At 69.7% G+C, this 25,256-nt stretch carries 28 protein-coding genes; 22 read left to right on the top strand and 6 right to left on the bottom strand.

Annotated elements, in window-relative coordinates:
• The first annotated feature begins 325 nt into the window (after positions 1-325).
• Complete coding sequence (locus AC5P09_RS42795; protein ID WP_493879097.1) at positions 326-1,966, top strand: AMP-binding protein; 1,641 nt, start codon at positions 326-328, stop codon at positions 1,964-1,966.
• A gap of 14 nt (positions 1,967-1,980) precedes the next feature.
• Here the strand turns inward: AC5P09_RS42795 and AC5P09_RS42790 are convergent, their stop codons facing one another.
• Positions 1,981-2,109: a hypothetical protein gene (locus AC5P09_RS42790; RefSeq protein ID WP_493879104.1), complete on the bottom strand. Its 129-nt coding sequence runs from the start codon at positions 2,107-2,109 to the stop codon at positions 1,981-1,983.
• Positions 2,110-2,219: 110 nt separating this feature from the next.
• On the opposite strand from AC5P09_RS42790, the gene AC5P09_RS42785 reads away from it, so the two are divergent.
• From AC5P09_RS42785 to AC5P09_RS42745, 9 genes are all read left to right on the top strand, one after another.
• On the top strand, positions 2,220-2,969 hold the full coding sequence (locus AC5P09_RS42785) for a PIG-L deacetylase family protein (RefSeq protein WP_392778160.1): 750 nt from the start codon (positions 2,220-2,222) through the stop codon (positions 2,967-2,969).
• A 71-nt stretch (positions 2,970-3,040) separates the two neighbouring features.
• Positions 3,041-3,304 (top strand): hypothetical protein, encoded by a 264-nt coding sequence (locus tag AC5P09_RS42780; RefSeq protein ID WP_493879096.1) that lies wholly within the window; start codon positions 3,041-3,043, stop codon positions 3,302-3,304.
• A 144-nt stretch (positions 3,305-3,448) separates the two neighbouring features.
• Positions 3,449-4,483, top strand: a complete 1,035-nt coding sequence (locus AC5P09_RS42775) for a PDR/VanB family oxidoreductase (RefSeq protein WP_493879095.1) — start codon at positions 3,449-3,451, stop codon at positions 4,481-4,483.
• Positions 4,484-4,543: 60 nt separating this feature from the next.
• The gene (locus AC5P09_RS42770) at positions 4,544-5,590 is read left to right on the top strand and encodes a Rieske 2Fe-2S domain-containing protein (RefSeq protein WP_493879094.1); all 1,047 of its coding nucleotides are present in this window, start codon (positions 4,544-4,546) and stop codon (positions 5,588-5,590) included.
• The gene (locus tag AC5P09_RS42765; RefSeq protein ID WP_307673251.1) at positions 5,587-6,303 is read left to right on the top strand and encodes an alpha/beta hydrolase; all 717 of its coding nucleotides are present in this window, start codon (positions 5,587-5,589) and stop codon (positions 6,301-6,303) included. The genes AC5P09_RS42770 and AC5P09_RS42765 overlap by 4 nt, the downstream gene beginning before the upstream one ends.
• Positions 6,304-6,323: 20 nt before the next feature.
• A complete protein-coding gene (locus tag AC5P09_RS42760) occupies positions 6,324-6,605 on the top strand; it encodes a muconolactone Delta-isomerase family protein (protein ID WP_020272031.1) in 282 nt (93 codons plus the stop codon).
• Positions 6,602-7,345: an SDR family NAD(P)-dependent oxidoreductase gene (locus AC5P09_RS42755; protein ID WP_319178088.1), complete on the top strand. Its 744-nt coding sequence runs from the start codon at positions 6,602-6,604 to the stop codon at positions 7,343-7,345. The genes AC5P09_RS42760 and AC5P09_RS42755 overlap by 4 nt, the downstream gene beginning before the upstream one ends.
• Before the next feature lie 32 nt (positions 7,346-7,377).
• On the top strand, positions 7,378-7,734 hold the full coding sequence (gene ligA, locus AC5P09_RS42750; protein WP_493879093.1) for a protocatechuate 4,5-dioxygenase subunit alpha: 357 nt from the start codon (positions 7,378-7,380) through the stop codon (positions 7,732-7,734).
• Position 7,735: 1 nt separating this feature from the next.
• Positions 7,736-8,575: a class III extradiol dioxygenase subunit beta gene (locus tag AC5P09_RS42745; RefSeq protein WP_493879103.1), complete on the top strand. Its 840-nt coding sequence runs from the start codon at positions 7,736-7,738 to the stop codon at positions 8,573-8,575.
• A 33-nt stretch (positions 8,576-8,608) separates the two neighbouring features.
• Here the strand turns inward: AC5P09_RS42745 and AC5P09_RS42740 are convergent, their stop codons facing one another.
• A complete protein-coding gene (locus AC5P09_RS42740; protein WP_266818010.1) occupies positions 8,609-9,184 on the bottom strand; it encodes a TetR/AcrR family transcriptional regulator in 576 nt (191 codons plus the stop codon).
• A gap of 104 nt (positions 9,185-9,288) precedes the next feature.
• On the opposite strand from AC5P09_RS42740, the gene AC5P09_RS42735 reads away from it, so the two are divergent.
• From AC5P09_RS42735 to AC5P09_RS42700, 8 genes are all read left to right on the top strand, one after another.
• The gene (locus AC5P09_RS42735) at positions 9,289-10,254 is read left to right on the top strand and encodes an SDR family NAD(P)-dependent oxidoreductase (RefSeq protein WP_493879092.1); all 966 of its coding nucleotides are present in this window, start codon (positions 9,289-9,291) and stop codon (positions 10,252-10,254) included.
• A 125-nt stretch (positions 10,255-10,379) separates the two neighbouring features.
• Positions 10,380-11,087, top strand: coding sequence for a YceI family protein (locus AC5P09_RS42730; protein WP_493879091.1), 708 nt, complete (start codon positions 10,380-10,382; stop codon positions 11,085-11,087).
• 94 nt (positions 11,088-11,181) lie between these two features.
• Positions 11,182-12,162: a nuclear transport factor 2 family protein gene (locus AC5P09_RS42725; protein ID WP_493879090.1), complete on the top strand. Its 981-nt coding sequence runs from the start codon at positions 11,182-11,184 to the stop codon at positions 12,160-12,162.
• A 247-nt stretch (positions 12,163-12,409) separates the two neighbouring features.
• Positions 12,410-13,282: a dioxygenase family protein gene (locus AC5P09_RS42720; protein WP_493879102.1), complete on the top strand. Its 873-nt coding sequence runs from the start codon at positions 12,410-12,412 to the stop codon at positions 13,280-13,282.
• The gene (locus AC5P09_RS42715; protein ID WP_493879089.1) at positions 13,279-13,797 is read left to right on the top strand and encodes a DoxX family protein; all 519 of its coding nucleotides are present in this window, start codon (positions 13,279-13,281) and stop codon (positions 13,795-13,797) included. The genes AC5P09_RS42720 and AC5P09_RS42715 overlap by 4 nt, the downstream gene beginning before the upstream one ends.
• A gap of 4 nt (positions 13,798-13,801) precedes the next feature.
• Positions 13,802-15,277 carry an amidohydrolase family protein gene (locus AC5P09_RS42710; protein ID WP_493879088.1) on the top strand — a complete coding sequence of 492 codons (1,476 nt, stop codon included), beginning with the start codon at positions 13,802-13,804 and terminating at the stop codon, positions 15,275-15,277.
• 3 nt (positions 15,278-15,280) lie between these two features.
• Positions 15,281-16,459 (top strand): CaiB/BaiF CoA transferase family protein, encoded by a 1,179-nt coding sequence (locus AC5P09_RS42705; RefSeq protein ID WP_493879087.1) that lies wholly within the window; start codon positions 15,281-15,283, stop codon positions 16,457-16,459.
• Positions 16,452-17,267 (top strand): citryl-CoA lyase, encoded by an 816-nt coding sequence (locus tag AC5P09_RS42700; RefSeq protein ID WP_392778202.1) that lies wholly within the window; start codon positions 16,452-16,454, stop codon positions 17,265-17,267. Before AC5P09_RS42705 ends, AC5P09_RS42700 begins: the two co-directional genes overlap by 8 nt.
• On the opposite strand, the gene AC5P09_RS42695 is transcribed toward AC5P09_RS42700, so the two are convergent.
• Entirely contained in the window at positions 17,268-18,206 is a 939-nt protein-coding gene (locus tag AC5P09_RS42695) for a cupin domain-containing protein (protein ID WP_493879086.1), read from the bottom strand.
• A gap of 185 nt (positions 18,207-18,391) precedes the next feature.
• Here AC5P09_RS42695 and AC5P09_RS42690 point away from each other — a divergent pair, with 185 nt between their 5' ends.
• The 4 genes from AC5P09_RS42690 (at position 18,392) to AC5P09_RS42675 (ending at position 20,743) form a co-directional block, all read left to right on the top strand.
• A complete protein-coding gene (locus AC5P09_RS42690; RefSeq protein ID WP_493879085.1) occupies positions 18,392-19,237 on the top strand; it encodes an LLM class F420-dependent oxidoreductase in 846 nt (281 codons plus the stop codon).
• Between the two features lie 41 nt (positions 19,238-19,278).
• Positions 19,279-20,106, top strand: a complete 828-nt coding sequence (locus AC5P09_RS42685; protein WP_493879084.1) for an SDR family NAD(P)-dependent oxidoreductase — start codon at positions 19,279-19,281, stop codon at positions 20,104-20,106.
• Between the two features lie 103 nt (positions 20,107-20,209).
• Positions 20,210-20,446 carry a hypothetical protein gene (locus tag AC5P09_RS42680; protein ID WP_493879083.1) on the top strand — a complete coding sequence of 79 codons (237 nt, stop codon included), beginning with the start codon at positions 20,210-20,212 and terminating at the stop codon, positions 20,444-20,446.
• Positions 20,447-20,503: 57 nt separating this feature from the next.
• Positions 20,504-20,743 (top strand): IclR family transcriptional regulator domain-containing protein, encoded by a 240-nt coding sequence (locus AC5P09_RS42675; protein ID WP_493879082.1) that lies wholly within the window; start codon positions 20,504-20,506, stop codon positions 20,741-20,743.
• A gap of 802 nt (positions 20,744-21,545) precedes the next feature.
• Here AC5P09_RS42675 and AC5P09_RS42670 read toward each other — a convergent pair.
• The 3 genes from AC5P09_RS42670 to AC5P09_RS42660 form a co-directional block, all read right to left on the bottom strand.
• Entirely contained in the window at positions 21,546-23,222 is a 1,677-nt protein-coding gene (locus tag AC5P09_RS42670) for a CocE/NonD family hydrolase (protein WP_493879081.1), read from the bottom strand.
• A gap of 104 nt (positions 23,223-23,326) precedes the next feature.
• A complete protein-coding gene (locus tag AC5P09_RS42665; RefSeq protein WP_493879080.1) occupies positions 23,327-24,205 on the bottom strand; it encodes an alpha/beta fold hydrolase in 879 nt (292 codons plus the stop codon).
• A 243-nt stretch (positions 24,206-24,448) separates the two neighbouring features.
• The gene (locus AC5P09_RS42660; protein ID WP_493879079.1) at positions 24,449-24,904 is read right to left on the bottom strand and encodes an SMI1/KNR4 family protein; all 456 of its coding nucleotides are present in this window, start codon (positions 24,902-24,904) and stop codon (positions 24,449-24,451) included.
• Between the last annotated feature and the right edge of the window lie 352 nt (positions 24,905-25,256).

Raw genomic sequence — 25,256 nt, 5'->3', positions numbered from 1 at the left:
CCTGCTGTGCGATAGGGACGCGTCCGGAAACCGCGGGCCCGCGTCGTACGCGTCGGCCGGTTTGGGGACGAAGGCGTTGCGCCCGGCCACAGCATCGTAGCCCGGCGTATTCGAGGTGGTCCTACGTCATTCGACCTGTTCGTCGGCAGGTCGAACCGCCGAGCCGCTTCAGTCATTGCTCGCGTTCCCCGCCAGCAGGGCACTGCCTAGGTTGAGACAACGCCCCGCGGATCGTTACTCCCCCCAAAGGATCCGCGGGGCCCTACGAGCGGCCTGCTCGGCCGCGCGCTCCGCGTAAGCCATCGAGGACGAGGAGGTCCGAGACGTGAACGTGTCCATCGGCACGGTCTGGGAGGCGGTCTGCCGCGCGCTGCCCGACGCCGTCGCCATCACGGAACCCGGCCGTGAGACCACGTACCGCGACTTCGACGAGCGCGCGTCACGACTGGCCGCCGCACTGGAAACCGCCGGGGTGGGCGAGGGCGACACCGTGGCCTGCTATCTGTACAACGGCGCCGCCTACCTGGAGACGGTCTTCGCCGCCTTCAAGCTCGGTGCCGTACCGGTGAACGCCAACTACCGCTACACCGGCGAGGAACTTTCCGAACTGCTGACCGACGCCGACGCCGCCGCGCTCGTCTTCAGCGGCGCCCTGGCCGACCGCGTCACGCATGCCGCGAAGCATGTGCGCACACTGAAGCTGATGGTTGGGGTGGGCGAGCCGCCCGCCGACGGTCCGGGCGGGCCCGCGGTGCCCGAACTGGAGGAGCTGCTGACCGCGCACGCGCCGCGCGAGCCTCAACGACGGCCCGGAACGGACCAGCTGTTCATGTACACCGGCGGGACCACGGGCAAGCCGAAGGGCGTCATCTGGCAGCTGAGCGACCTGCTGCGCGCCCACGTGGTCCCGTTCTACCACCCGCTCGGAGTCACCGAACTCCCCGCAAGCCTCGACGAGGCCGTGGCCGTCGCCGTTAGGGCACGCCACGAAGGCCGCGCGCCGACCACGATGCCCGTCGTCCCCCTGATGCACGCCACCGGGCTGTTCAACACCATGGGCGCCCTGATGACAGGAGGCCGGGCGGTCACCGCACGAGCGGGCGGCCTCGACCCGGAACATGTCTGGCACATGATCGCCGAGCAGCGGGTCGATACGGCCGTCATCGCGGGCAACGCCGTGTGCCGTCCGCTCGTCGACGAACTCCTGCGGGCCGAGAAAGCCGGCACACCGCACGACCTGCGCTCGTTGCGCAGGATGATCAGCTCCGGCACCGCGCTCAGCGATGCGCTCAAGAGGGCACTGCACGAACGTGCCGGCGTCACCATCACCGAAGCCATCGCATCGAGCGAAGGGGGCCCTTTCGCCTTCGCGATCACCTCCTCGGCAGAGGATCTGCCCTCGCGTTTCCGCCCCGTTCCGGCGACGCGGGTGATCGGCTCCGATGACCGCTTTCTCGAACCAGGCAGCGACGAGACGGGCGTCCTCGCCTATTGCGGGCCCATGCCGCTCGGCTACTACAAGGACACCGAGAAGAGCGCGAAGGCGTACCGCACCATCGAGGGGATCCGGTATGCGATCCCCGGCGACCTGGCCCGACTTGAGGCCGACGGCGCGATCCGGTTCCTCGGACGTGGTTCGGGCGTGATCAACACGGGCGGGGAGAAGGTGCACCCGCAGGAGGTGGAGAACGTACTGCTGGCGCATCCCGAGGTGACGGACTGTGCCGTCGTCGGCGTCCCCGACGAGACCTGGGGCGAGCGTGTGGCGGCCGTCGTGGCGGTCCGGCCGGGCAGCACCGTCACCGGTGACGAACTGCGCGACCTGGTCCGGCAGAGTCTCGCCGGATACAAGGTGCCGCGTTCCCTCGTCCTGACGGACAGGCTGCCGCGGACCCCGACCGGCAAGCTCGAGACCGCCTGGGCCAGGAAGGCGGCCCAGGAAGCCGGCTCGGGCGACGGAATGTGACCGTGGCGCCCGCCTCAGCGCGCGCGGTGCCGACCTTCTTCCTTCGACAACTGGATCGCGCCGGTCTCGTCGACCACCGCCGCCCGGTGGTGGCCCTTGCCGGCGTCGATGCCTGCCCAGACCTGGGCCTGTCGCTTGCTCACTCGCCCCTCCTCGTTCCGCTCGACGTGCCGTCGGTTGGAAGCCACCGAAGACAAGTCCCGACAAGCCACACCCGGCCCTCCCGGGCGGCCCAACAACTTACGGAGTCCTGATGACCTCCCACACCTCCACTCCGTCCGAAGGGGCGCTGCTGGTGATCAGCGCGCACGCGGGCGACTTCGTCTGGCGGGCCGGCGGCGCCATCGCCCTGGCCGCCGAACGCGGTCAGCGCGCGAAGGTGCTGTGCCTGAGCTTCGGCGAGCGCGGCGAGTCCGCTCGGGCCTGGCGGGACGGTCTCGCCCTGGACGAGATCAAGGCTCTGCGCCGCACCGAAGCCACGAACGCCGCGGCCGCCCTGGGCGCGGAGATCGAGTTCCTGGACGCCGGGGACTACCCCCTGCTGGAGACAACGGAGTTGGTGGACCGCATCGTGCGCGTGTACCGGGAGGTGGACCCCGCGGTCGTCCTCACCCACACCCTCGCCGACCCCTACAACGGCGACCACCCGGCCGCCGCCCGCATGGCGCTCCAGGCACGCGTGCTGGCTCAGGCCGTCGGCTACGACGCGCCCGGCGAACCGCTCGGCGCTCCCCCGGTGTTCTTCTTCGAGCCGCACCAGCCGGAGCAGTGCGACTTCAAGCCGAACGTCCTGCTGGACATCACCCCGGTCTTCGACAAGAAGCGCAAGGCCATGGAGTGCCTGGCCGCCCAGCAGCACATGTGGGACTACTACACCGACCTCGCCAAGCGGCGCGGCGTCCAGCTGAAGCGCAACGCCGGCCCCAACCTCGGCCTCTCGCACGGGACCATGGGAGAGGCGTACGTACGGCTCTACCCGCAGACGACGGGTGTTCTGGCGTGACGGCACAGGGCGGGACGGGTGTCCGTGGGGCTACGCACATCTGGGTTCCCTTCCGGGACACGTCCCTTTACGTGCAGTTCGCGGACGAACCCGACGGAGCGAACGGAACAGCCCCGACGTACGACCGCCGGAGCCTGTTGGCCGATGCTGTCGCCGAGGACGCGCTGACACGCGACGACCGCTACGGCGTACCGATGTGGCGCACCGACGTCCGACAGCTGCACGCCGTCGTGGAAGCCCTCTGGAACGAGGACGACCGCCAGGTGCGGATCCATCTCGACCATGCTCCGCGGCCCGACGGGCGGGCCGGGACACCCGGCCCGCGCGACGGATGACGTAGTCGGGGCCACGACCATGCGCCGCCCCGATCCGGTCATTCGAGCGATGACCTGGGCGTTCTCCGGTGGCTAGCGTCGATCGTGGCGCCGCCGACCGCGGCCGGAGCGATCCCTGCCGACCGTACCGAGGAGATGACGAACGTGACGAGCCCCCCAACCGCCGCCCCGGACACGCACACCCTCGGTTCCGCCGAGGCCGGAACGTCGTCCCCCGACCGGCGCGGCACCGAGTCCGAAGGCACCGCCACCGTCGTGGCCCGCCAGACGGTGGCGGACGATGTCGTGTCGCTGGAGCTCGCGGCGAGCTCCGGCGCACCGCTGCCGTCCTGGCAGCCGGGAGCACACATCGACGTGATCCTGCCCACGGGCGTCACCCGGCAGTACTCGCTCTGCGGCCCGGTGACGGACACGGCCCGCTGGCGCGTGGCGGTGCTCCGAGAGCCCTACGGACGCGGCGGATCGCAGTGGATCCACGACCACCTCGTGGAGGGCGGCGAACTCCGGGTGCGCGGCCCGCGCAACAACTTCCCGTTGCGGCCGGCGGCCCGGTACCTGTTCGTCGGCGGCGGCATCGGCATCACCCCCCTGCTCCCGATGATCGCCGAGGCCGAGGCGGCGGGGGCCGAGTGGTCCCTGCTCTACGGGGGCCGCACGCGCGCGTCCATGGCGTTCCTGCCCGAACTGGAGGGCTACGGCGAGCGCGTGACCGTACGTCCGCAGGACCAGTACGGTCTGCTCGACCTCGCCGGTTTCCTCGGCGATCCCGACCCGTCCGCCCTGGTGTACTGCTGCGGCCCCGCAGGGCTCATCGACGCGGTCGAGACACACTGTGCCGGCTGGCCGGTCGGAGCGCTGAACGTCGAGCGGTTCGCGGCGGCGGTGCGACAGCCGGCGGACGATGAGGCCGAGCAGCCGATCGAGGTGGAACTGCGGGCGTCCGGGACGACGCTGACCGTGCCGCCCGGGCTGTCGGTCCTCAAGGCCGTGGAGCAGGCGGGCGTCCCTGTCCTGTCGTCCTGCGAGGAAGGCATCTGCGGCTCGTGCGAGACCCCCGTCCTGGAGGGCGAGGTCGACCACCGCGACTCACTGCTCACCGACGACGAGCGGGCAGCGAACGACACGATGCTGATCTGCGTCTCCCGCGCGCGGGGCCGACGCCTCGTTCTGGATCTCTGATACTTCGTCAATTCGACAGGCGGACTGCCCCGTTGGGCCGACGTCAAAAGAAGGACTGACATGACACTGACACAGCACGTCCGCAGCGGCTGGTACCTGGGAGCCTGGTCCGACGAGATCGGCCGAACCCTCAAGCAGCGCTGGATCACCGACATCCCGGTCTGCTTCTACCGGCTGCCCGACCAGACCGTCACGGCCGTCGAGGACCGCTGCCCCCACCGCAAGTACCCGCTGTCGCTGGGCCACCTCGACGACGACGGAACCCTCCAGTGCGACTACCACGGCTACCGCTTCGACGGCCAGGGCGTGTGCGTCGGGGTCGCCGAGCAGGCCGACAAGCCCAAGGCGGCACTGCGCCGCTTCCCCCTGGTCGAGCGGGACGGCGCCATATGGGTCTGGCCCGGAGACCCCGAACTGGCCGACGAGGGCCTTCTGCCCGACACCTCGTGGCTGACCGACCCGAACTGGACCCATGTGCACGGCGTCGTCCCGCTGAAGGCCCGGCACCTGCTGCTCCTGGAGAACCTGCTCGACCTCACCCACGAGACGTTCCTGCACCCGAGCAGCATCGGCAACGCCGCCGTCGCCGCGACCCCGATCGACGTGGCGGTGGACGGCGACCGGGTCGGCTTCAGCCGCCGCATGATCGGCATCGAGGCGCCGCCGTTCTACGAGAAGTCCTGCGGACTGACCTCTCCGGTGGACCGCTGGCAGGACGGCGACTTCTACCCGCCGGGCATCTTCGTCCTCAACATCCGTGTCGCGGCCACCGGTACCGAGGAACCGGACGGCTTCCACATGAAGGTGCTGTACGGGATGACGCCGGGACGCGGCAACGAGACGCACGATTTCTACGCGCTCGGCCGCGACTACCTCATCGACGACGAGGAGCTCACGAAGTTCCAGCACGAGCAGCAACTGGCCGTGATGCAGGAGGACGTCGACGCCCTGGAGGCGCAGGAGATCATGTACGCCACCGACCCGGGCGGCACCGCCGAGTCCAGCATCAAGTCCGACCTCGCCGCACTCCGCGGACGCCGGGCGGTGGCGAAGATGCTCACCCGCGAACAGCAGGCAGGCGGCACGCATCCCCGGGCGTCCGCATGAGCGGCCGCCACGTCTTCGTGCTGCTCCACGGAGCCTGGCACGGCGGCTGGGTGTGGCAGCGTGTCGCCCCGCTGCTGCGCGCGGCCGGACACGAGGTGCACACCCCCACGTTGACCGGGGTGAGTGACCGCGCCCATCTGCTGAGTCCGCAGATCGGTCTCGGCACGCACGTCGAGGACGTGGTGGCGCTGATCGAGGCCCATGACGCCCGGGGCGTCGTGCTCGTCGGCCACAGTTACGCGGGCCAGGTCGTCACCGGCGTCGCGGACCGGATCCCGGACCGGCTTGCGAAGCGGGTCCACCTCGACGCCTTCGTCGGCGACGACGGTGACGCGGCGATCGATCTGCTGCCCGACACCATCGCCGGGCACTACCGGGAGTCCGTGGCCGGGCCCGGGTTCGGCTGGCTCATCCCGGTGCGCTCGCTGAGCGTGCTCGGCGTCGAGGACCAGGCGGACCTCGACTGGCTCGGCCCGCGACTGACCCCGCACCCGTGGCTGACCTACACCGAGCCACTGCGGCTGACCGGAAAGGCCGACCAGGTCCCCGGCGCCTTCGTCGAGTGCACCGACTGGATGCGGGTGTTCACCCCGCACGCCGAGCGCGCCGCTTCCCGAGGCTGGCCGGTCCACGAGATCGCCACCGGACACGAAGCGATGGTCACCGCCCCCGGCCGACTCGCCGAACTGCTGCTGGAGATCGCGGCAGCCTGACCCCGTGAAGGGATATCCCCGTGGAATTCCTCGTCCGCACCGAGAACACCTTGCCCCCGGACACCCCCGACGACGTACGCGAGGAGCTGCGCAAGGGCGAGCGCGAACGGGCCATGCAGCTCAGGGAGGCCGGCATCCTCAAGCGGCTGTGGCGGGTGCCCGGCCGCAACGCGACCATCGGCCTGTACGAGGCGGCCGACCCGGCACAGCTGCACGACGCGCTGGTCTCCTTGCCGATGTGGAAGTGGATGGACATCACCGTCGAGGCACTCGCCACCCATCCGCAGGAGAAGGCACCATGACCGGCCCGGCGAACCGCGGCCCCCGGGTCGCCGTGGTCACGGGCGCCGCCGGCGGCCTGGGGCTCGCCATCGCCCGCAGACTGGCCGGGGACGGTTTCACGGTCGCCGCCCTCGACGTCGACGAACCCGACGACACCAGCTCGATCCCGGGCGGCCGGGCCTGGCGTTGCGACGTCGGGGACCCGGCCGCGACCCGCCAGGCCGTATCCGAGATCGCCGAGGCGTACGGCGGGGTCGACGTCCTCGTCAACAACGCCGGCCTGCTCTCCGACCGGGCGCCGCTGCTGGAGACGACCCCGGAGGAGATGCACCGCTTCTTCGCCGTCAACGCCGTCGGCCCGCTGCTCATGGTGCAGGCGTGCGTGCCCTGGCTGCGCGGCAGCCCGCACCGCGGGCGGGTGGTCAATGTCGCGTCCCGCACCTTCTTCACGGGGTCCCCGGGCCAGATCGCCTACGTCGCGAGCAAGGGCGCGCTCATCGGGATGACCCGGGTGATGGCACGCGAACTGGGCGAGCACCGGATCACGGTCAACGCGGTGGCGCCCGCGCAGGTGGCCACCCCGGGCACCCGGGCGCACTCCGGCGACGAGGTGTTCGCCGCGACCATGAGCCGACAGGCGATCAAGGAGTTCGTCACCCCGGAGCAGTTCGCGGGGCTGGTCTCCTATCTCGCCTCACCGCACGCGTCCATGGTCACCGGCCAGACGCTCGTCTGCGACGGCGGCGGGCTCCTGCACTGACCGTCATCAACACCGGAGAGGAGAAGAACAGCATGTCCAGCACCACACCCCGGGTCCCCGGCACCTATGTCTTCGACGCCGCGGAGAACCGCCGCGGCCGAGCCTTGAACCGGCTCTGCGGGTCCCTCAAGGACGCCGAGAACCGGGAGAGGTTCAAAGCAGACGAAGCCGCGTACTGCGAGACGTACGGGCTCACGGCCGCGCAGCGGGACGCCGTTCTGCGGCGGGACTGGAACCGGATGATGGAGCTGGGCGGCTCCATCTTCTACGTCTTCAAGCTCGCCATGGTCGACCAGAAGTCCATGCAGTACCTCGGCGGGGTCTTCACCGGCATGACCACCGAGGAGTTCACGCAGGCGCTCAAAGCGGGAGGGCGGAACTTTGGCTGAGGTGACATGGGGTCTGGCCACCTCGCACGTACCGTCGATCGGTGCGGCCATGGACCACGGGAAGACGCAAGACCCGTACTGGAAAAAGCTGTTCGACGGATACACGCCGGCGCGGGAGTGGATGGCCCGGCACACCCCCGACATCGCGGTCGTCATCTACAACGACCACGCCAACGCCGTCGACATGAGCGTCACCCCCACCTTCGCGCTCGGGACGGCCGAGTCGTACCGGGTGGCCGACGAGGGATGGGGTAGCCGTCCGGTGCCCACGGTCACGGGCGCCCCCGAGTTCTCCGACCACCTCGTCAAGAGCCTGATCGACGCCTCCTTCGACCTCACCGTCTACCAGGAACTCGACGTCGACCACGGCCTGACCGTTCCCCTGTCGGTGTACTGCCCCGACCCCGGCGAACGCTGGCCCTGCGCGGTGGTTCCCCTCCTGGTCAACGTCATCCAGTATCCGCAGCCGACCGCCGCGCGGTGCCTGGCCCTCGGCCGCGCGCTCGGCGAGGCCATCCGCTCCTTCCCCGAGGACCTCAAGGTCGCCGTCTTCGGCACCGGCGGCATGTCCCACCAGCTCGCCGGCGCCCGCGCGGGACTGATCAACCAGGACTTCGACCGGATGTTCCTGAACGCGATCGAGCACGACCCCGAGAAACTGGCCGCGCTGACGCGCGAGGAGTACATCCGCGAGGCCGGTTCCGAGGGCATCGAGCTGATCATGTGGCTGATCATGCGCGGCGCGCTGGGACCCCGGATCCGGCGTGTGTACGAGGCCTATCACGTGCCGGCGTCCAACACGGCGGCCGGGATGGTGCTGTTGGAGAACCTGAGCCGGTGATACGCCGTCAGCCAGCTGGGCCGGCGTCACGCGTCAGCCGGAGCGGTAGCGGAGCCCGTCGAGCAGGAGGTCGAGCATGCGGCCCGCGCGGTCGCGCAGCCCCTTGTCGCTCGTGATCAGCAGGACACCCCCAAGACTGAACCCGACATCGAGCGGGTCCACGTCCGAGCGCAGAACTCCCACTTCGGCCCCGGCGTGCAGCAGTGTGCTGATGGCCGTGCTGATCCGGTCGAGACTCTCGGCGAACGGATCCTCGTCGCCGGAGGCGATGACGGCCTTCAGTGCGTCCGCCATGCCCTGCTTGGTGGCCAGGTAGTCGATGAACAAGTCCATCCATCTCCGCATGGCCTGGTCGGGCGGGAGCTGTGCGAGCAGTTCCGTGACGCTGTCGCAGACCCGGGCGAGTTCGTTGCGGTAGGCGGCCTCGAGCAGTGCCTCGCGGGTGGGGAAGTGCCGGTAGAGCGTGCCGATGCCCACGCCGGCGTCCTTGGCGATGGCCTCGAGGGACGCGTCGGTGCCGGTCTCGGAGAACGCGCGCGCCGCGACTTCGAGGAGGCGTTCCCGGTTGCGTCGCGCGTCAGCACGCAGTCCGCGTGTGGTGGCGGTCACAGCTTTCCTTCCTTCTAGACAATCGGAGGGCCCTCCGTTTAAAGTCTGGGAGTAATCGGAGGCACCTCCGGTTTCGAGAGTAGCAAACAGGGAGCATGGCGAGCATGGCCACGAGCACAGGCATCATCAGTCCGTTCACCAGCCGGTCCACGGCTGCCGACGTCATCGCGGACATCGATCTCACGGGCCGCCGCGCCGTCGTCACCGGGGCGGCGTCCGGCATCGGCGTGGAGACCGCCCGAGCGCTGGCCGACGCCGGCGCGGAGGTCACTCTGGCTGTGCGGGACACCGCCGCCGGCGATCGCACCGCGAAGGACATCCGGGCCACCACCGGCTCCGAAGGCGTACGGGTCGCCGCCCTGGACCTGACCGATCCGGCGTCCGTCCGCGCGTTCACCGCCGCCTGGCACGGCCCGCTGCACATCCTCGTCAACAACGCCGGGGTCATGGCGGCCCCGGAGAGCCGCACACCCCAGGGCTGGGAGTTGCAGTTCGCCACCAACCACCTGGGGCACTTCGCCCTGACCACCGGGCTGCACGAGGCACTCGCGGCGGCCGGCGGCGCCCGGGTGGTGTCGGTGAGTTCCAGCGGGCACCTGTTCTCACCCGTCGTCTTCGACGACCTCCACTTCACCGAGCGGCCCTACGACCCGTGGCTGGCGTACGGCCAGTCCAAGACCGCAAACGTGCTGTTCGCGGTCGAGGCCGGCCGGCGATGGGCCGCAGACGGGATCACGGCCAACGCACTGATGCCCGGAGGGATCCAGACCAACCTGGGGCGCTACATGGACGACGCCCGGATGGGCCTGTTCATGACCCACCTACAAGCCCTCCTCGGCGAAGGAACACCCCTGCCCGAGATGTCCTTCAAATCGGTCGAACAGGGCGCCGCGACCTCCGTCCTGCTGGCCACCTCACCCTTGCTCGACGGCATCAGCGGCCGGTACTTCGAGGACTGCGACGAGGCCCCACTGCACCAGCCGGGCACCAACACCGGGGTCGCGCCGCACGCCCTGGATCCGGAGGCTGCCGAGCGACTCTGGCAGGTCTCCGAGCGACTCCTGGACTGACCCCATCCCGCTCGCCGCCCACGGCTGAGCCCGCACACGCCCGTAGCGACCCCTCACGTCCCAGGGCGACCCGCGACCACATACTTGAAACTTCAGTTGAATTGCGAAACCACATAGGAGACACCATGGCAGGCAGCATCCGCAGGCACTGGAAGCGCTGGCTCATCGCCGGTGTGGCCACCGTCGCCGTGCTGTGCACGGCGGGCCCCTACATCTACATCAACTACGTCCAGGACAAGCCACCGGCCGCCCTCTCGCTCGACGACCCGCCAGGCTCGAACTCCTCCGGCAGTTCCTCGGGTTCCGGGGAGGACGTCGAGGGTGCCTGGCGGGTGGGCAGCGGTTCGCAGGCCGGTTACCGGGTCGACGAGGTCCTCTTCGGCCAGAACGTCACGGCGGTGGGCCGTACCGAGAAGGTCACCGGCGAGCTGGAGATCGAAGGCAACCGGGCGGTCAGCGGATCCTTCACCGTCGACCTCGCCTCGGTGAAGAGCGACTCCGACCAGCGCGACGGCCAGTTCCGCGGCCGGGTCATGAACACCGAGCGCTACCCGGAGGCCACCTTCGAGCTCACCGAGCCCGTCGACTTCGGCTCTGCTCCGGCAGTGGGCGAGCAGGTCAGCGCCAAGGCCACAGGCGAGCTGACCGTCCACGGTGAGACCAACACGGTCTCCTTCGAGCTCGACGCCCAGCGCACCGCCGACGGCTTCCGGGTCAACGGCTCCATCCCGGTCACCTTCGCCGACTACGGCGTGGACGCACCCAACTTCGGCGGGATCACGGTGGAGGACCAGGGAAACATCGAGTTCCTCCTCGCCTTCGACCGCGCCTGAGCCCACACGGGCACCCCCGCCCTTTGCTCCCGATCCCCCACCAGACACCCGCCGACGCGTTCACCGCCGTCCGCACAGCCCTGGAGAACCCCCCATGTCGAACAGCACCAGCCGGCTGCCCCGTAAAGCCATAGCCACCCTCCTGGCCGCGGCGACCGTAGGAGCCGTGGCCGGCTTCGCACCTGCCGCCACGGCCACCGCCACCGCGCCGTCCCACAGCGGCCTGGGCCTCGGCCTCGACGCCTCGTACACGAGCCCCGCCACGCAGGAGCGCAACAAGCGCGTCGCCGTCCATGTCCTCACCCAGCTCTTCGAGGAGGGCAACCTCAAGGTCGCCGACCGGTACATCCGCGAGGACTACATCCAGCACAACCCCGCCGCCCCCAACGGCCGGGAAGCGATCAAGAACTTCATCCGCGACTGGACCGCGCGCTTCCCGGACCACCAGTACAACGTCAAGCGGGTCCTCGCCCAGGGCAACCTGGTCCTGGTGCACTCCAACCCCGTCTACGAGCCCGGCACCCGTGGCACGGCCGTGGTCGACATCTTCCGCTTCGACCCCAAGAGCGGCATGATCGCCGAGCACTGGGACACGGTCCAGGACGTGCCGGCGACTACTGTCAACGGCAACGACATGTTCGGCACGGTCAGCAACCCGCACACGAACGAGCCCAGCGGCCCGCGCTGGAGCACGTCTCTCAGCGAGAAGATCGCCACCAGTTACTTCGACACCCTCCTCGTCGACAAGAACCCCGACGCCGTCAGGTACCTCGCGCCGGAGTACTACCAGCACAACCCGACCATCCCCAGCGGCTCGGCCGGCCTGCATGAGCAGTTCACCGATTTCTTCCGCCAGTTCCCGAACCTGATCGTGGAACGCAAGCGCGTCATCGCCGACAAGGACTACGTCGCCATCCACGCGCACTACCGCCTCAGCCCCGAGGACCGTGGGCAGTCGGTCGTGGACATCTTCCGGGTCGCGAAGCAGAAGAACGGCGAGCTCAAGATCATCGAGCACTGGGACGCCGTACAGGACGTCCCGGCCACCTCCGCCAACGACAACACGATGTTCTGACCTCTCCGGTTCCTCGAGGTTCCTCGAGGTTCCTCGAGGTTCCTCGGCCCGTCACCGGTCGGTGACGGGCCACGCATTTCCCGGGTGCGGACAGCAGTCCGATTGAGCCAACCCAAGCCTGGCTCCGACGCAGCCACCCAAGGGCTTGATTTACGAGTCAACCATGCGCCAATGTGTCCGCTGTACGGACTCATGTCCGTACAGCGGTCGAGGCCGGAACGAATCGAGGAGGATTCCATTGGCCTTCGTGACGGAGGACAACCTCAGCGACCTGGCGGTGAAGCGGTGGGCCACCGCGCACTCGCCCCGGCTCGCCGAGCTGATGACAGCGTTGGTGCGGCACCTCCACGCGTACGCCCGCGAGGTCCGGCTGACGGAGGAGGAGTGGGCGGCGGCCGTCGAATGGCTCACGGCGACCGGCCGGATCAGTGACGACAAGCGCCAGGAGTTCATCCTCGCCTCCGACGTCCTGGGTCTCAGCACGCTCGTCGTCCAGCTGAACCACCACTTCTCGGCGGACGCCACTCCGGCGACGGTGCTCGGTCCGTTCCACATCGACGGCTCTCCGACGGCCGGTTTCGGAGCCGCCATGTCGGACGGCATCCCGGGCACGCCGGTGTTCATCACGGGTCGGGTCCTCGACCTCGACGGCACACCTCTGCCCGACGTCGTCCTGGACGTGTGGCAGGCCGACGCCGACGGCGCCTACGAGGCGCAGCTGCCGGAGATCGACGAGGCCCGGCTGCGCGCGCTGTACCGGACGCGAGCGGACGGCACGTACTGCGTGCGCACCATCGCGCCACGCGGCTACGCGATCCCGATGGACGGTCCGGTCGGTGACCTGATCAGCAGGACCGACATCAGTCACTTCCGTCCCGCGCACATCCACTTCCTGATCGACCACCCCGGCCACGAGAAGCTCATCACCCACCTGTTCCGGCAGGGTTCCGAATTCCTCGACACCGATGTCGTGTTCGGCACCAAGGACGAGCTGATCGTGCGCTTCACCGAGGAACCGGCCGGCTCCTCCCCCGACGGCGGCACCATCGACGAGCCGTACCTGCGCGCCGAGTTCGATTTCGTGCTCCAGCCCCGGTCAACGAGCGAGACTCGGCCGTGAGTCTCGGGCTGCTCCTGCTGCGACTGCTGCTCGCCGCGCTGCTGTTCGGCCACGGCACCCAGAAACTGTTCGGCTGGTTCGGCGGCGCGGGGCGCGCCGGGACCGCCGCCGTCTTCGACCGGTGGGGCTTCGTGCCCGGGCGGCGGATGGTGCTCGTCGCCGGGGCGGCCGAACTCGCCGGAGCGGCCTCGGTCGCGGCCGGCCTGCTGACGCCCGGCGGCTGCGCGGTGATCGTCGGCACCATGGCGGTCGCGGCGGCGGCGACCGCGCCGAACGGCTTCTGGGCGCAGAAGGGCGGCTGCGAAGTGCCCTTCTCCTACGGCGCGGTGGCCGCGGTCCTCGCCTTCACCGGCCCCGGCGCCTGGTCACTCGACCACGCCCTCGGGCTGACGGAACTCGACGGCTACGCATGGGGATGCGCGGCCCTGGCCCTCGGCCTGGCCACTGCGGCCGTACCCCTGACCGCCCGCTCCCGTGTTCTGCGGGCCCGGACCACAGACTCCACAACGAGGTGACCCCATGACAACCGAACAACCACGCCGGGAAGACTTCACCCCCGGACGCCCCGTCCTGTTCCGCGACGCGACCGTCCTGTCCATGGACCCCGCGATCGGCCTGCTCGACCGCGGCGACGTGCTGGTCCGCGGTGAACGGATCGAACAGGTCGGAAGGGACCTTCAGGCACCCGACGACGCCGTGGTGGTGGACTGCGCCGGCGGCATCCTCATGCCCGGCATGGTCGACACCCACCGGCACATGTGGCAGACCGCGCTGCGTGGCCTCGGAGCCGACTGGACCCTCTCGCAGTACTTCGTCTTCTACTACCTCAACTGGGGCAAGATCTTCCGCCCCGAGGACATCCACGCCGGCAACCTGCTGTCCGGCATCGAGGCGCTCGACGCGGGTGTGACCACCACGGTGGACTGGTCGCACGGACTGCAGACGCCCGAGCACGGGGACGCGGCCGTCGAATCGCTGCGCGCGGTGCCGGGCCGCTTCGTGCTGGCCTACGGCAACCTGCTCGGCGCCCCCTGGGAGTGGGCCCGCTCGAAGGAATTCCGGTCCTTCGTCGACCGCCACTTCTCCGGGCGGGACGACATGCTGGGCCTGCAGCTCGCCTTCGACGTCACCGGTGACGAGACCTTCCCCGAGAAGGCGGCGTTCGAGGCGGCACGCGAGCTCGGGCTGCCGGTCACCACCCACGCGGGCGTCTGGGGCGCGACGAACGACAACGGCATACGTCTGATGTGGGACCACGGGTTCATGACGCCCGACGTCACCTATGTCCACGCGGCGACGCTCAGCGAGGACTCGTACCACCGGATCGCCGCCTCGGGCGGCACGGTCTCGGTGTCGGCGGAGAGCGAGCACAACGCTGGCCAGGGCTACCCTCCCACCTGGCGGCTGCGGCGCCACGGCATCCCCGTGTCACTGTCGATGGACACCAGTGTGTGGTTCAGCGCCGATCTGTTCTCGGCGATGCGCGCCACGCTGTCGGCCGACCGGACGCGGGAGCACATGGCGGCCCACGCGGCCGGGGAGACGGTGGTGCACCACAGCCTGCGGGCCCGGGACGTCGTGGAGTGGGCCACGATCGGCGGCGCCAGGGTGCTCGGCCTCAGCGACACCATCGGCTCGCTGACGCCGGGCAAGAAGGCCGACCTCGTCCTGCTCAAGAACGACCGCAGCCCGGCGATGTACCCGATCCTGCACCCCTACGGGCACGTGGTCTACCAGGCCACCCGCGCCGACGTGCACACCGTGCTGGTCAACGGAACCGTGGTGAAGTACGCGCACGAACTGGTCGGCGTTGACCTGGAGCAGGCCCGCACCGCCGTCGCCGCGACCGTGGACTACGCGCGGACCACCATGGGCGAGGACGCGTGGCGTCAGGCCGTGGAGCCGCAGATCCCGACAACCGAGGTGATCTCCAACCCCTACACCTACAGCGAGTACCGCGGCGACGGCGTCGCCGTGCAGAACGAGGGGGCGTAGCCCATGAGCAGCGGTTCAGGCGGCTCACGCGGACCGCTCGACGGGCTGCTCGTGGCGGACTTCTCCCGCATCCTCGCCGGTCCGTACGCGACGATGCTGCTCGCCGATCTCGGGGCCGACGTGGTGAAGGTCGAAGGCCCCCAGGGGGACGACACCCGCACGTGGACGCCGCCGGTGCGCGACGGCGTGTCGACCTACTACCTCGGGATCAACCGCGGGAAGCGGTCGCTCGCGCTCGACTTCCGCGACGAGGCGGACGCGCGGCTGGCCAGGGAGCTCGCTCGGCGCGCGGACGTGGTGATCGAGAACTTCAAGCCGGGCGGACTGGCCCGGTACGGCCTCGACCACGCCTCGGTGAGCACCCAAAACCCGGGCGTGGTCTACGCGTCGATCAGCGGTTTCGGAGCCGGACCCGGCCGAAACGTACCCGGCTACGACCTGATGGTGCAGGCGATCTCCGGGCTGATGAGCCTCACCGGTGATCCGGACGGGCCGCCGTACCGGGCGGGGATCTCGGTTTTCGACGTGATGGCGGGCAACCACGCCACCATCGGTATCCTCGCCGCGCTGCGCCACCGCGACGTCACCGGCCGGGGCCAGCTCGTCGAGGTGAACCTGCTCTCGTCGGCACTGACCGGGCTGGTCAACCACAGTTCCTCCTACGTCGCCGGCGACACCGTGCCCTACCGGATGGGCAACGCGCACCCCAGCGTCTTCCCCTACGAACCGCTGCCGACGGCCGACCAGGACCTGATCGTCACCGCGGCCAACGACGGGCAGTTCCGCAAGCTGTGCGAAGTACTCGGGATCCCCGAGACCGCCGACGATCCCCGCTTCCGGCACAACGCCGACCGTACCGAGCGACGGGAGGAACTCCGGCCCCTCCTGCTCGAACGGCTCAAGACGAGGACCGCCCTGGAGTGGTTCGAGCTGCTCGTCGACGCCGGGGTCCCCTGCGGACCGATCAACACCATCGACGGCGGATTCGCGATGGCCGAACGCTTCGGACTCGACCCGGTCGTCGAGGTCGGCGAGGGAGACCGGGCCGTACCCACGACACGGCACCCGATCCGCTTCTCCGAAACGCCCGCCGCCTACCGCCTGCCCCCGCCCGAGCTGGACGAGCACGGGGCCGAACTGCGCAAGTGGCTGCAGGACTTGCTGGAGGACGACGATGCCTGAGTACCCGACCGCGCTCGGCGCGTCCTCCCTGGACAAGATCACCCTGCTCGGCCAGGACCTCGCGGCCGATGTGATGGGCGAGGTGGGCTTCGGCGAGCTGGCGTTCTGGCTCGCCACACAGCGCCGACCCACCCCCGGGGAGACACGGGTGTTCGAGGCCGTGCTCGCCGCCCTGGCCGACCACGGCTTCACCCCGACCGCGATCACGACCAGGCTGACGTACCTGTCGGCGCCCGACTCGGTCCAGGGCGCCCTCGCCGCCGGGCTCCTGGGCGGCGGCTCACGCTTCCTCGGCGTGACCGAGGACTGCGGCAGGTTCCTCCACGACGCCCTGTCGACAGCGCGGGGTGGCCTCCCGACCGACGAGGCAGGCTGGGACGAACTGGCCCTCGCCTCCGTGCGCTCGGCACGAGCGGAGGGCAGAGTGATCCCCGGTCTCGGGCACCACGTTCACAAAGAGGGCGACCCCCGCACACCGAGGCTGTTCCACATCGCCGCCGAGGAAGAGCTGGTCGGTCCGCACCTGTCGCTCTTCGCGGCCATCGGCCGAATCCACCCTCAAGTTCTGGGCAGAACACTGCCGTTGAACGGCGCCGGCGTCTGCGGCGCCGCGCTCGCCGACCTCGGCCTCCCGCTGGAACTGCTGCGTGCCTTCGCCCTGCTCGCCCGCACGGCCGGACTCATCGGCCAGCTCGCCGAGGAGATCCGCAACCCCGTCGCGAACGACATCTTCCTCTCGGTGGACCTCAACAACCGCGCCGTACCGCCGCACCCTGCCGACGGAGGCGAAGCTTCGGCAAGCGGCTGATCAGGAAGGCACTGAGGCCGTACGACGGTAGCGGCCGGGCGCGATGCCCTGTTCCCGGGAGAACGCCCGCGAGAAGGCGAACTCGGAGCGGTATCCGACGGCTTGCGCGATGTCGCCGACCGGATTGTCGGTGTCGCGCAGCAGGCGGGCGGCCCGGTCGATCCGCACGCGCGCGAGGTAGGCCAGTGGGGTGTGGCCCACCACCTCCTTGAACTGGCGGGCGAAGGCCGGGCGGGACATCGTGACGGTGCGGGCCAGGCTCTCCACCGTCCAGTCGCGGTGCGGCTCTTCGTGCATCAGTGACAGGGCGGTCCCGATGCGCGGGTCGCGCAGGGCGGTCAGCCAGGACGGTCCCTGCTCGGTGGCGGTATCGGCCCGTTCGATCCAGGCGCGGATCGCGAGCACGAAGAGCACCTCGGTCAGACGGGTGGCCACTGCCCGGGAGCCGGGCTGCCCGCCCGCCGTCTCGGTGGCGAGGATCCGGACGACGTCCTGCAAGTGGGGGTCGGCGCTCATGCCGGGCACATGGATGACCTCCGGCAGCGCCGACAGCAGCGGATGCCCGTCGGTATTGCCGGCGTAGTGGAACTTGCCGCACACCACCCGCACGACGGGCCCGGCCCCGCCGATGTCGACCACGCCCTCCCCGTCCGGCGGGTGAGCGGCCTCCAACTCCGCGTACGGGAGGGCCTCTTCGTCGGGGGCCCCCAGCAGCCGGTGCGGCGTGCCGCGCGGCAACAGCACCACGTCCCCGGACACCAGCTGCACCGGTGGCGCCTCGCCGGTCCGCAGCCAGCAGACGCCCTCGGCGATGACATGGAACCCCGCGGTGCCGAGCCGGTCCACGGCACAGCCCCAGCCGGATCCGGACGACCGCAGCTGGGCGAGCAGCACGCCCCTGAAGCCGGTGGCGGCGAGTACGTCGGCGAGCACGTCCATGCCCCACACCCTAACGCCGGAATGATGCAGAGGATCGGCGAGTGAGACTCTGAGGCAAATTATTGAGGGCATCCGTCATGGATGCTCTCGGTGCCGATACCTAGAGTTGCCGACGAAGACGGCGCAGGACGGCCCCGCGCGACCTGCGGAAGAGCGCGCGCCGCCTGCTACCGAGGACGGAAAACATGAAACTAGGCATTGCCATGTTCCCCGCGGACTTCGCCGTCCGCCCCGACGAACTCGCGCGTGCGGTCGAGGACCGCGGCTTCGAGTCGCTGTTCCTTCCCGAGCACACCCACATGCCGGCCACCGAGCGCACGCGCGCCGAGGTGGGGGAGCTGCCCGCGCACTTCTCCCGCACCCACGATCTGTTCGTCGCTCTCACCTATGCCGCGGCCGCCACCCGGTCCCTGCGGGTGGGCACCGGCATCTGCCTGGTGCCCCAGCGCGACCCGATCGTCACCGCCAAAGCGGTGGCCAGCCTGGACGCCCTGTCGGGCGGACGTGTGCTGTTCGGGGTGGGCGCCGGATGGATCAGCGAGGAGATCGCCCACCACGGCACCGATCCGGGGCGCCGCTGGAGTGTCATGGCCGAGCGGGTGAAGGCGATGCGCCGGATCTGGGAGGACGACGTCGCCGAGTTCCACGGCGAGCACGTGCGCTTCGGACCCCTGTGGTCCTGGCCCAAGCCCCACCGGCCGTCCGGGCCGCCGGTTCTGGTGGGCGGTTCCGGGCCCCTCGTGGCGAGCCGGGTGCTCGACTTCGGCGACGAGTGGATGCCGCACGCCGGCATGCCCGTGGCCGAACTGGCCGAGCGCATCGCGAAGTTGCGTGCCGCGGGACGTGCGGCCGGACGCGCCGATGACGTGCCGGTGACCGTCTTCGGGGCCGAGCCGGAGCCCGCGCACCTGGCGGAGCTGCGGGACATCGGCGTGAACCGGGCGGTGCTCTACGCGCCCCCGGCCGACGCCGAGGCCGTACACCGCTTCCTGGACCAGGTGGCTCCGCTGACCGCCGCGTTCTCCAACTGACCGAACACCACGAGACAGTGAATCCGCAGAGGAAATACCCCATGAGCAAGGTCTGGTTCGTCACCGGCGCCTCCCGCGGCTTCGGCCGCCGCTTCGTCGAAGCCGCCCTGTCCCGCGGCGACAAAGTGGCCGCCACCGCACGCGACACCACCACGCTGACCGACCTCGTCACGGCCCACAGGGAGGCAATCCTGCCCCTGAAGCTGGACGTGACCGACAGGGCCGCGGTCTTCGCGAGTGTCGAGCGGGCCCACGCACACTTCGGCCGCCTCGACGTGATCGTCAACAACGCGGGCTACGGCCTGTTCGGCGCCGTGGAGGAACTGCCCGAACGGCAGCTGCGCGACCAACTGGAAACCAACCTCTTCGGCGCTCTGTGGGTCACCCAGGCGGCGCTGCCCCACCTGCGGGAGCAGGGCTCCGGCCACGTCGTGCAGATCTCCTCCACCGGCGGTGTGGCGGCCTGGCCGCTGCTCGGCGGCTACCACGCCTCCAAGTGGGGCCTGGAGGGCCTGACCGAATCGCTCGCCCAGGAGGTCTCCGGCCTCGGCATCAAGGTGACACTGGTCGAGCCCGGCGCCTATGCCACCGACTGGGGCGGTCCTTCAGCCGTTCACGTCTCCGCCCACCCCGCCTACGACGGCGTTCGCGAACAACTCGACGCGTTCGTCCAGGGCCTCGACTTCGGCGACCCCACCGCCGCAAGCGAGGCGCTGCTGGAGATCGTCGACTCCGACAACCCGCCGCTGCGCGTCTTCTTCGGCACCCAGGGCAACCACATGCTCCCCCAGGTCTACGCCGACCGGCTCAAGACCTGGGCCGACTGGGGCGACCTGTCGATCCGGGCGCAGGGCGGACAGGCCGCGTGACCGAGCCGGACCTCTCCGGTCCTCCTTCCCGCACACCAAAGGAATCGGATGTGGCTCCCGCGGCAAGCGGCTTGCGGGTGATCCGGATCTCTTCGGCGGTGCGGTGGAACTCCTCCAGCTGCGCGGAAAGCTCCGCGATCCGCTCCTTGGCCACGCCGGCCTGCGCGGTGATCTCCCGCTCCCGTTCCTCCAGCCGTGCCGGCACCGCGCCGAGGGTGAGCTGATCACCCCTCATGCGGTGTGCCAGGGCGGCGCGGTCGCTTTGGTCAGCCGACGCGGTATCACCGCGATCACCGTCCGGTACACCCGCGACTCGGAGGTGCGGGGCTGGTGTTCGTAGTCGCGTGCCGGCGGCCGCTGCCCACGGGACACCCACCTGGCCGACCATGTCCCCGACATGCTGAAGCCCCTCACACCGAACACCCACACCGACCACGACGCTCTGATCAAGGACCTGCGGGCCACCGCCGAGCGCGGATACGCCACCGACAACGAGGAGAACTTCGTCGGCGTCGTCTGCTACGGATTCTCACTCCGGTTCACCACCCCCCCCCGATCGACGCGATCAGCTGCTCGATCCCCATCGACCGGCTCAACCCCGCGAGGACCGAGGAACTCATCGAGGCCATGCGGCTGACCCGGCTGTCGATCGAGCGGATGGCGCCGATCGACCACACGATGCCGTAGGGCGTTCGCCCGACGGGACAGCCACGAGTCGCCCCGTCGACATCGCCGTCACCCTCAGCTCGAAAAGGGACCGCTTCAATCCATCCGGACCACCCCTGACCAGCAAGATCGTCCCTCTGGATGACCATACGGAGGGTGATCAATTGACAATCCCCGCATTGGGCAACGCGTCATCGAGACCTGCCACAACCGCCGGTAGCTGCGGAAGCACCCGACCTGGGACTCCCCCACCCCGCTGGAGACCCGGCAGCGCCACGACCAAGGCCGCTGCGAGTACGAGCCGAGCCGGACAATCGCCGCTACCTCACCGGGCAGAACCCTGCCCCCTTGCAGGTCGCCGTTCTTGCGCTGGCCCGCGACAGCTTCCACGGCAACTGGAACCACACGCTCCCCCGACCCCGGAGCCACCGCCGGGAATTGGACTCCCTGATCGACCAGATCGCCGACGACTGGCAGATGGTCGCCGATCGTGACCTTCGCGGCACGCCGGACGTCCCCGGAGCAGGCGGGCCACTCGTACCCCCTTGGCCAGGCCCCCGGTGCCGTACTCGACCAGATGGCCGCCACCTCCGTATCCGGCCGCGTCATCGCAGGCCGATCGGGCAGAACGTGGTCGGTCTGCTGACCGAGGACTGGTGGAGGTCATCGCCTCCGCCGCATGATGCCTGCCCCCTTCGACCGAGCCGACATGGCTGCTTCGGCGCCCTTGCCCGCCGGAGCAACGGATCGGCCGGCTCTCCCCTCGCTCCCGGTCAGGCCGGAGGCACCACGGGCAGGACGATGCGGGACGGTCGGGCGGGGTCGTGGAAGACCTGCTGGCGGGCGGTTCGGGCCGTGGTCGCGCTCTCTTCGGGTTCGCCCGTGTTGAGGTTGCGGTCCCAGCGGGGGAAGTTGCTGGAGGTGATCTGGACCCGTATGCGGTGGCCCGCCTTGAAGACGATGCTGGTGGACCACAGGTCCACGACGTGCTCGGCTGCCTCGCCCGGCGTCGCCGCGCGCACCCTCACGATGCCGTCGGTCACATTGAGCGAGACGCCGTTCTCGTCGACGTCGCACAGGCGGGCCACCCAGTCGGTCGAGGGGCCGTCGGTGGCGGCGAAGAGCACCGCCCGGACCCGGCCGGTCACTTCCAGGTCCTCGGCAAGTGGTTCGCTGGTGAAGACCAGGACGTCCTCGCGCGCTTCCACGGCAGCCTGGTCCAGCGGTCCGGGACGGAAGTCGTCGGTCATCAGGAGCGCGCCGCCGGTGGTGGGCACCGGATCCATCGGGTCGTAGGTGAACTGATCGGCCTGCTCGGCGACGGACGTCGGCTCGGGGGTCAGGCGTCCGTCGGCGCGCAGGTGGAAGTCGGTGTCCACGGCCCGCGACAGGGGCCATTCCGTCTCCTCGCGCCACTGGTTGGTCCCCATCACGAACAGCAACACCGTGCCCGTGTCCGGCTCCAGCGCCGCCCCCTCGCCGAGCGTGCGCGCGAACCAGTCGAACTGCAGGTCGTGCACGCGTCCCCGCATGCCCATGAACTCGGAGTGCGCAGCGAATCCGAAGTTGACGTCACCGACCACGTGCTGCCAGTTGGTGTGGGTCCACGGGCCCATGATCAACGTGGCGGACCGGCCGGCGCGGCGCATGGCGATGAAGTTGTCGAGCGTGCCCTGGGTGAAGATGTCGTACCAGCCGCCGAGTTGGAAGGTGGGCAGGTCGACCTCGTCGTGGCGGCCCGCGACAGTACAGGACCGCGCCCACTCGGGCTCCCGCCGGGAACGCTCGTAGCCCAGCTCGGGCAGATCGTGCCGGGCGAACGCGGGAAACCGCCCGGCGGGCAGCTCCCCGTAACCGCCGCGCGCCAGACCGTCCAGATCCCGTACGAGTCCGGTGACGCCGCTCACGAGTCCGTCGAGGTCGGTGCGGTGACGGCGCATCAGCGTGTCGGCGCCCTGCAGCAGGGTCCAGGGCGCGGTGATGCCGAGCTCGATCGCGCCGCCGCGCGTCCACAGACCGTCCTCCGGATCGGACCAGGTGATCATCGGCGCGATGGCCTTCAGCTCCGGCGGCTTCGACAGCGCCGCCATCCACTGGGTGTTGCCGAAGTAGCTGCCGCCGATCATGCCGACGGAACCGTTCGAGCCGGGCAGCGCGGCGGCCCACCGCACGGTGTCGTAGCCGTCGCTCCCCTCGTACGTCCACGGCTCCCACTCGCCCTCGGAGGCGAACCGACCCCGGGTGTCTTGGATGACCACCATGAAGCCACGCCTGGCCGCGGCCAGCGGATCGAGTACGACGCCCATCATCGGGGTTTGCTTGCCATACGGCAGCCGGGCCAGCAACGCCGGCCACGGCCCCGTACCTCCGGGCCGGTAGACATCCGCGCGCAGCACCGTGCCGTCACGCATCTCCGCCGGAACATCGAACTCGATCCGTATCTCCGCCACGCGCTGCTCCTTTGCATGCCAAGACGCTGTCAGACACATGGTCGAGCGTGGTCCCCGACCCGCACTACACCCGAACGAGGGTGACTACAGCGCTTTCGGGGCGGTCACGCCACCGCGTTCAGCAGGTCGGCCAGCAGGTCGGGCCGTTCCAAGGCGATGAAGTGGCCTGCTCCCGGCACCTGCGTGAAATCGGCGGCCGGCAGCAGCTCCTTGTCGGCTTGCCGGTCCGAGGGCCGCGACCAGTCCTTCTCGCCGTAGACGAGGTGGACGGGTGCCTTGACCTCGGGGTAGCGCGAGCGGGCGGCGATGAGGCTGGGCATGCTCTGGTACACGGCCCGGGCGACGGTCGGGTAGCCGGGGCGGCGGCCCACCTGGAGGAGTTCGTCGACGTAGTCCTCCCACAGCGCGGTTTTGTCGACCACGCCGCCCTCCAGGATCCTGCGGACGACGGGCTTGGGCTCCACCCCGGCGACCACCGCGCCCACCCCCGGAGCGAGGACACCGCTGACCACCACACGGGCGAGCAGACTGGACCGGGCGATACCGCCGCGGAAGTCGTACGCGTTCACCGCGACGACGCGCCGGACCCGCTCGGGCAGGTCGGCCGCGGTGGTCAGGGCGAGCACCGCCCCCATGGACTCCCCGACCAGGGTCACGTCGTGGAGGTCGAGTTCGGTCAGGAGCCGCTTGACGCCCCCACGCATGGCCGGCTCGTCGTACGACGCACCGGGCACGATCTCGGAGTAGCCCATCCCCGGCAAGTCGAGGGCGTACACGGTGTACTGGTCCGCGATCAGCGGGATGAGGGAGCGGAAGTGCTCGGCCTGGGTGCGCACGGTGTGCAGCAGGACCACGGGAGCGCCGGTGCCCGCTCTGAGGTAACGCAGGGTCCCCTCGTCGCTGCCGTGTCCTGCGCGCGGGGCGATGGTGTGGCTGGTGGTTCCCGGGATGTGAATCGTGGGACGTGGCTCTGTGCTCGGCATCTCGCTGGCTTCCCTTTGTGTGAACTGCTGCAGACGGTGATTCGGGTAGGGCCCGCCCGAAGGGGACGTGACCACGGACCAGCCCTTGGATTCATTGAGAAACCGACCGGTTTCCAACATCGTAAACCGATCGGTTTCCTAGCGCAAGGCTGAGGTTGTCATCCGCAGCGACAGGGTCAGCGCGCAGGAGACACGCGAGCATGTCATCCGCACAGCGGTCGCCGATTCCACACTCAAGGGCCACTACGGCACGCCCAAACGCTCCAGCAGCAGGGGATGAGCCCCTCGGAAGCCGCGCACCTGCTGTTGGGCGCTGACGTCGACGAGCCGACGGCCTTCCGCCCACATCGCACAACCCCGGTCCATGAGCGGAACGATCCCCGGCGGAAGAGGGTGCTCGGGCTCGGCGAAGTCGCGGTACGCCTCCCCGATATCCGCGCAGTCGCTGAACCAGTCGCCGGTATCCGTCAAAGACACCACGTCCCACGCCCCGAAGCCACCATTGGCCACTTCGAGATAGAGCCGCCGCAAGAGCAGGGGCATCGGCTGCCCCACCATCCGCTCCACCGCCCACACATCGCCCTCGGAGGCCGGTTCTGGCAGCTCTCGATCGGCCACCCGCCCGCGCACGGCCCGGACGAGATCGTCATCAGTCACAAGCAGATCTTCGACCACGCCAGACGGCTTGTCGATGGGCAAAAACCCTGCTCAGGGGCCTTCCCTCAGAAGGAACTGCACCCAGGCGGGATTCGAAGCGGAAACCCCCTGGGTCAGGAGGCCGGCCCGAGCCCCGTTGGTCCAACTTCGTTGGCAAGCCATCCCTCTTCACTATCACAGGACAGTCTGTGCCACTTCCTTCGCATGTTGCACCAGTGTCCTAGCTCTGTTGATCTGGCCTCTGTCTCAGGCGATCTGATCGCCTGCGTCTCAGGCAGATCGCCTGCCTGTTTGAATTGGGCGTCGCAGTTGCGGCTTGTTACTGACCTTTCCGTTCAGTTGTCGTGTTGAGCGAGAGGCCGGTTTCGGCGAGGCAACCCTCGATGAGGTCGGT

It is taken from the genome of Streptomyces sp. a15 (assembly GCF_059026085.1).
Note: the sequence above shows the minus strand (reverse complement) of the source record. Positions and strands in the feature narration are given on the sequence as shown.

What these genes read in the sequence shown, in the direction of transcription:
- AC5P09_RS42705 (WP_493879087.1), top strand. Translation starts at nt 15,281, where the DNA reads ATGAGCAGCGGTTCAGGCGGCTCACGCGGACCGCTCGACGGGCTGCTC.
- AC5P09_RS42675 (WP_493879082.1), top strand. Translation starts at nt 20,504, where the DNA reads ATGCTGAAGCCCCTCACACCGAACACCCACACCGACCACGACGCTCTG.
- AC5P09_RS42765 (WP_307673251.1), top strand. Translation starts at nt 5,587, where the DNA reads ATGAGCGGCCGCCACGTCTTCGTGCTGCTCCACGGAGCCTGGCACGGC.
- ligA (WP_493879093.1), top strand. Translation starts at nt 7,378, where the DNA reads ATGTCCAGCACCACACCCCGGGTCCCCGGCACCTATGTCTTCGACGCC.
- AC5P09_RS42695 (WP_493879086.1), bottom strand. Translation starts at nt 18,206, where the DNA reads ATGGACGTGCTCGCCGACGTACTCGCCGCCACCGGCTTCAGGGGCGTG.
- AC5P09_RS42725 (WP_493879090.1), top strand. Translation starts at nt 11,182, where the DNA reads ATGTCGAACAGCACCAGCCGGCTGCCCCGTAAAGCCATAGCCACCCTC.
- AC5P09_RS42730 (WP_493879091.1), top strand. Translation starts at nt 10,380, where the DNA reads ATGGCAGGCAGCATCCGCAGGCACTGGAAGCGCTGGCTCATCGCCGGT.
- AC5P09_RS42770 (WP_493879094.1), top strand. Translation starts at nt 4,544, where the DNA reads ATGACACTGACACAGCACGTCCGCAGCGGCTGGTACCTGGGAGCCTGG.
- AC5P09_RS42665 (WP_493879080.1), bottom strand. Translation starts at nt 24,205, where the DNA reads ATGCCGAGCACAGAGCCACGTCCCACGATTCACATCCCGGGAACCACC.
- AC5P09_RS42710 (WP_493879088.1), top strand. Translation starts at nt 13,802, where the DNA reads ATGACAACCGAACAACCACGCCGGGAAGACTTCACCCCCGGACGCCCC.
- AC5P09_RS42735 (WP_493879092.1), top strand. Translation starts at nt 9,289, where the DNA reads ATGGCCACGAGCACAGGCATCATCAGTCCGTTCACCAGCCGGTCCACG.
- AC5P09_RS42685 (WP_493879084.1), top strand. Translation starts at nt 19,279, where the DNA reads ATGAGCAAGGTCTGGTTCGTCACCGGCGCCTCCCGCGGCTTCGGCCGC.
- AC5P09_RS42690 (WP_493879085.1), top strand. Translation starts at nt 18,392, where the DNA reads ATGAAACTAGGCATTGCCATGTTCCCCGCGGACTTCGCCGTCCGCCCC.
- AC5P09_RS42785 (WP_392778160.1), top strand. Translation starts at nt 2,220, where the DNA reads ATGACCTCCCACACCTCCACTCCGTCCGAAGGGGCGCTGCTGGTGATC.
- AC5P09_RS42755 (WP_319178088.1), top strand. Translation starts at nt 6,602, where the DNA reads ATGACCGGCCCGGCGAACCGCGGCCCCCGGGTCGCCGTGGTCACGGGC.
- AC5P09_RS42700 (WP_392778202.1), top strand. Translation starts at nt 16,452, where the DNA reads ATGCCTGAGTACCCGACCGCGCTCGGCGCGTCCTCCCTGGACAAGATC.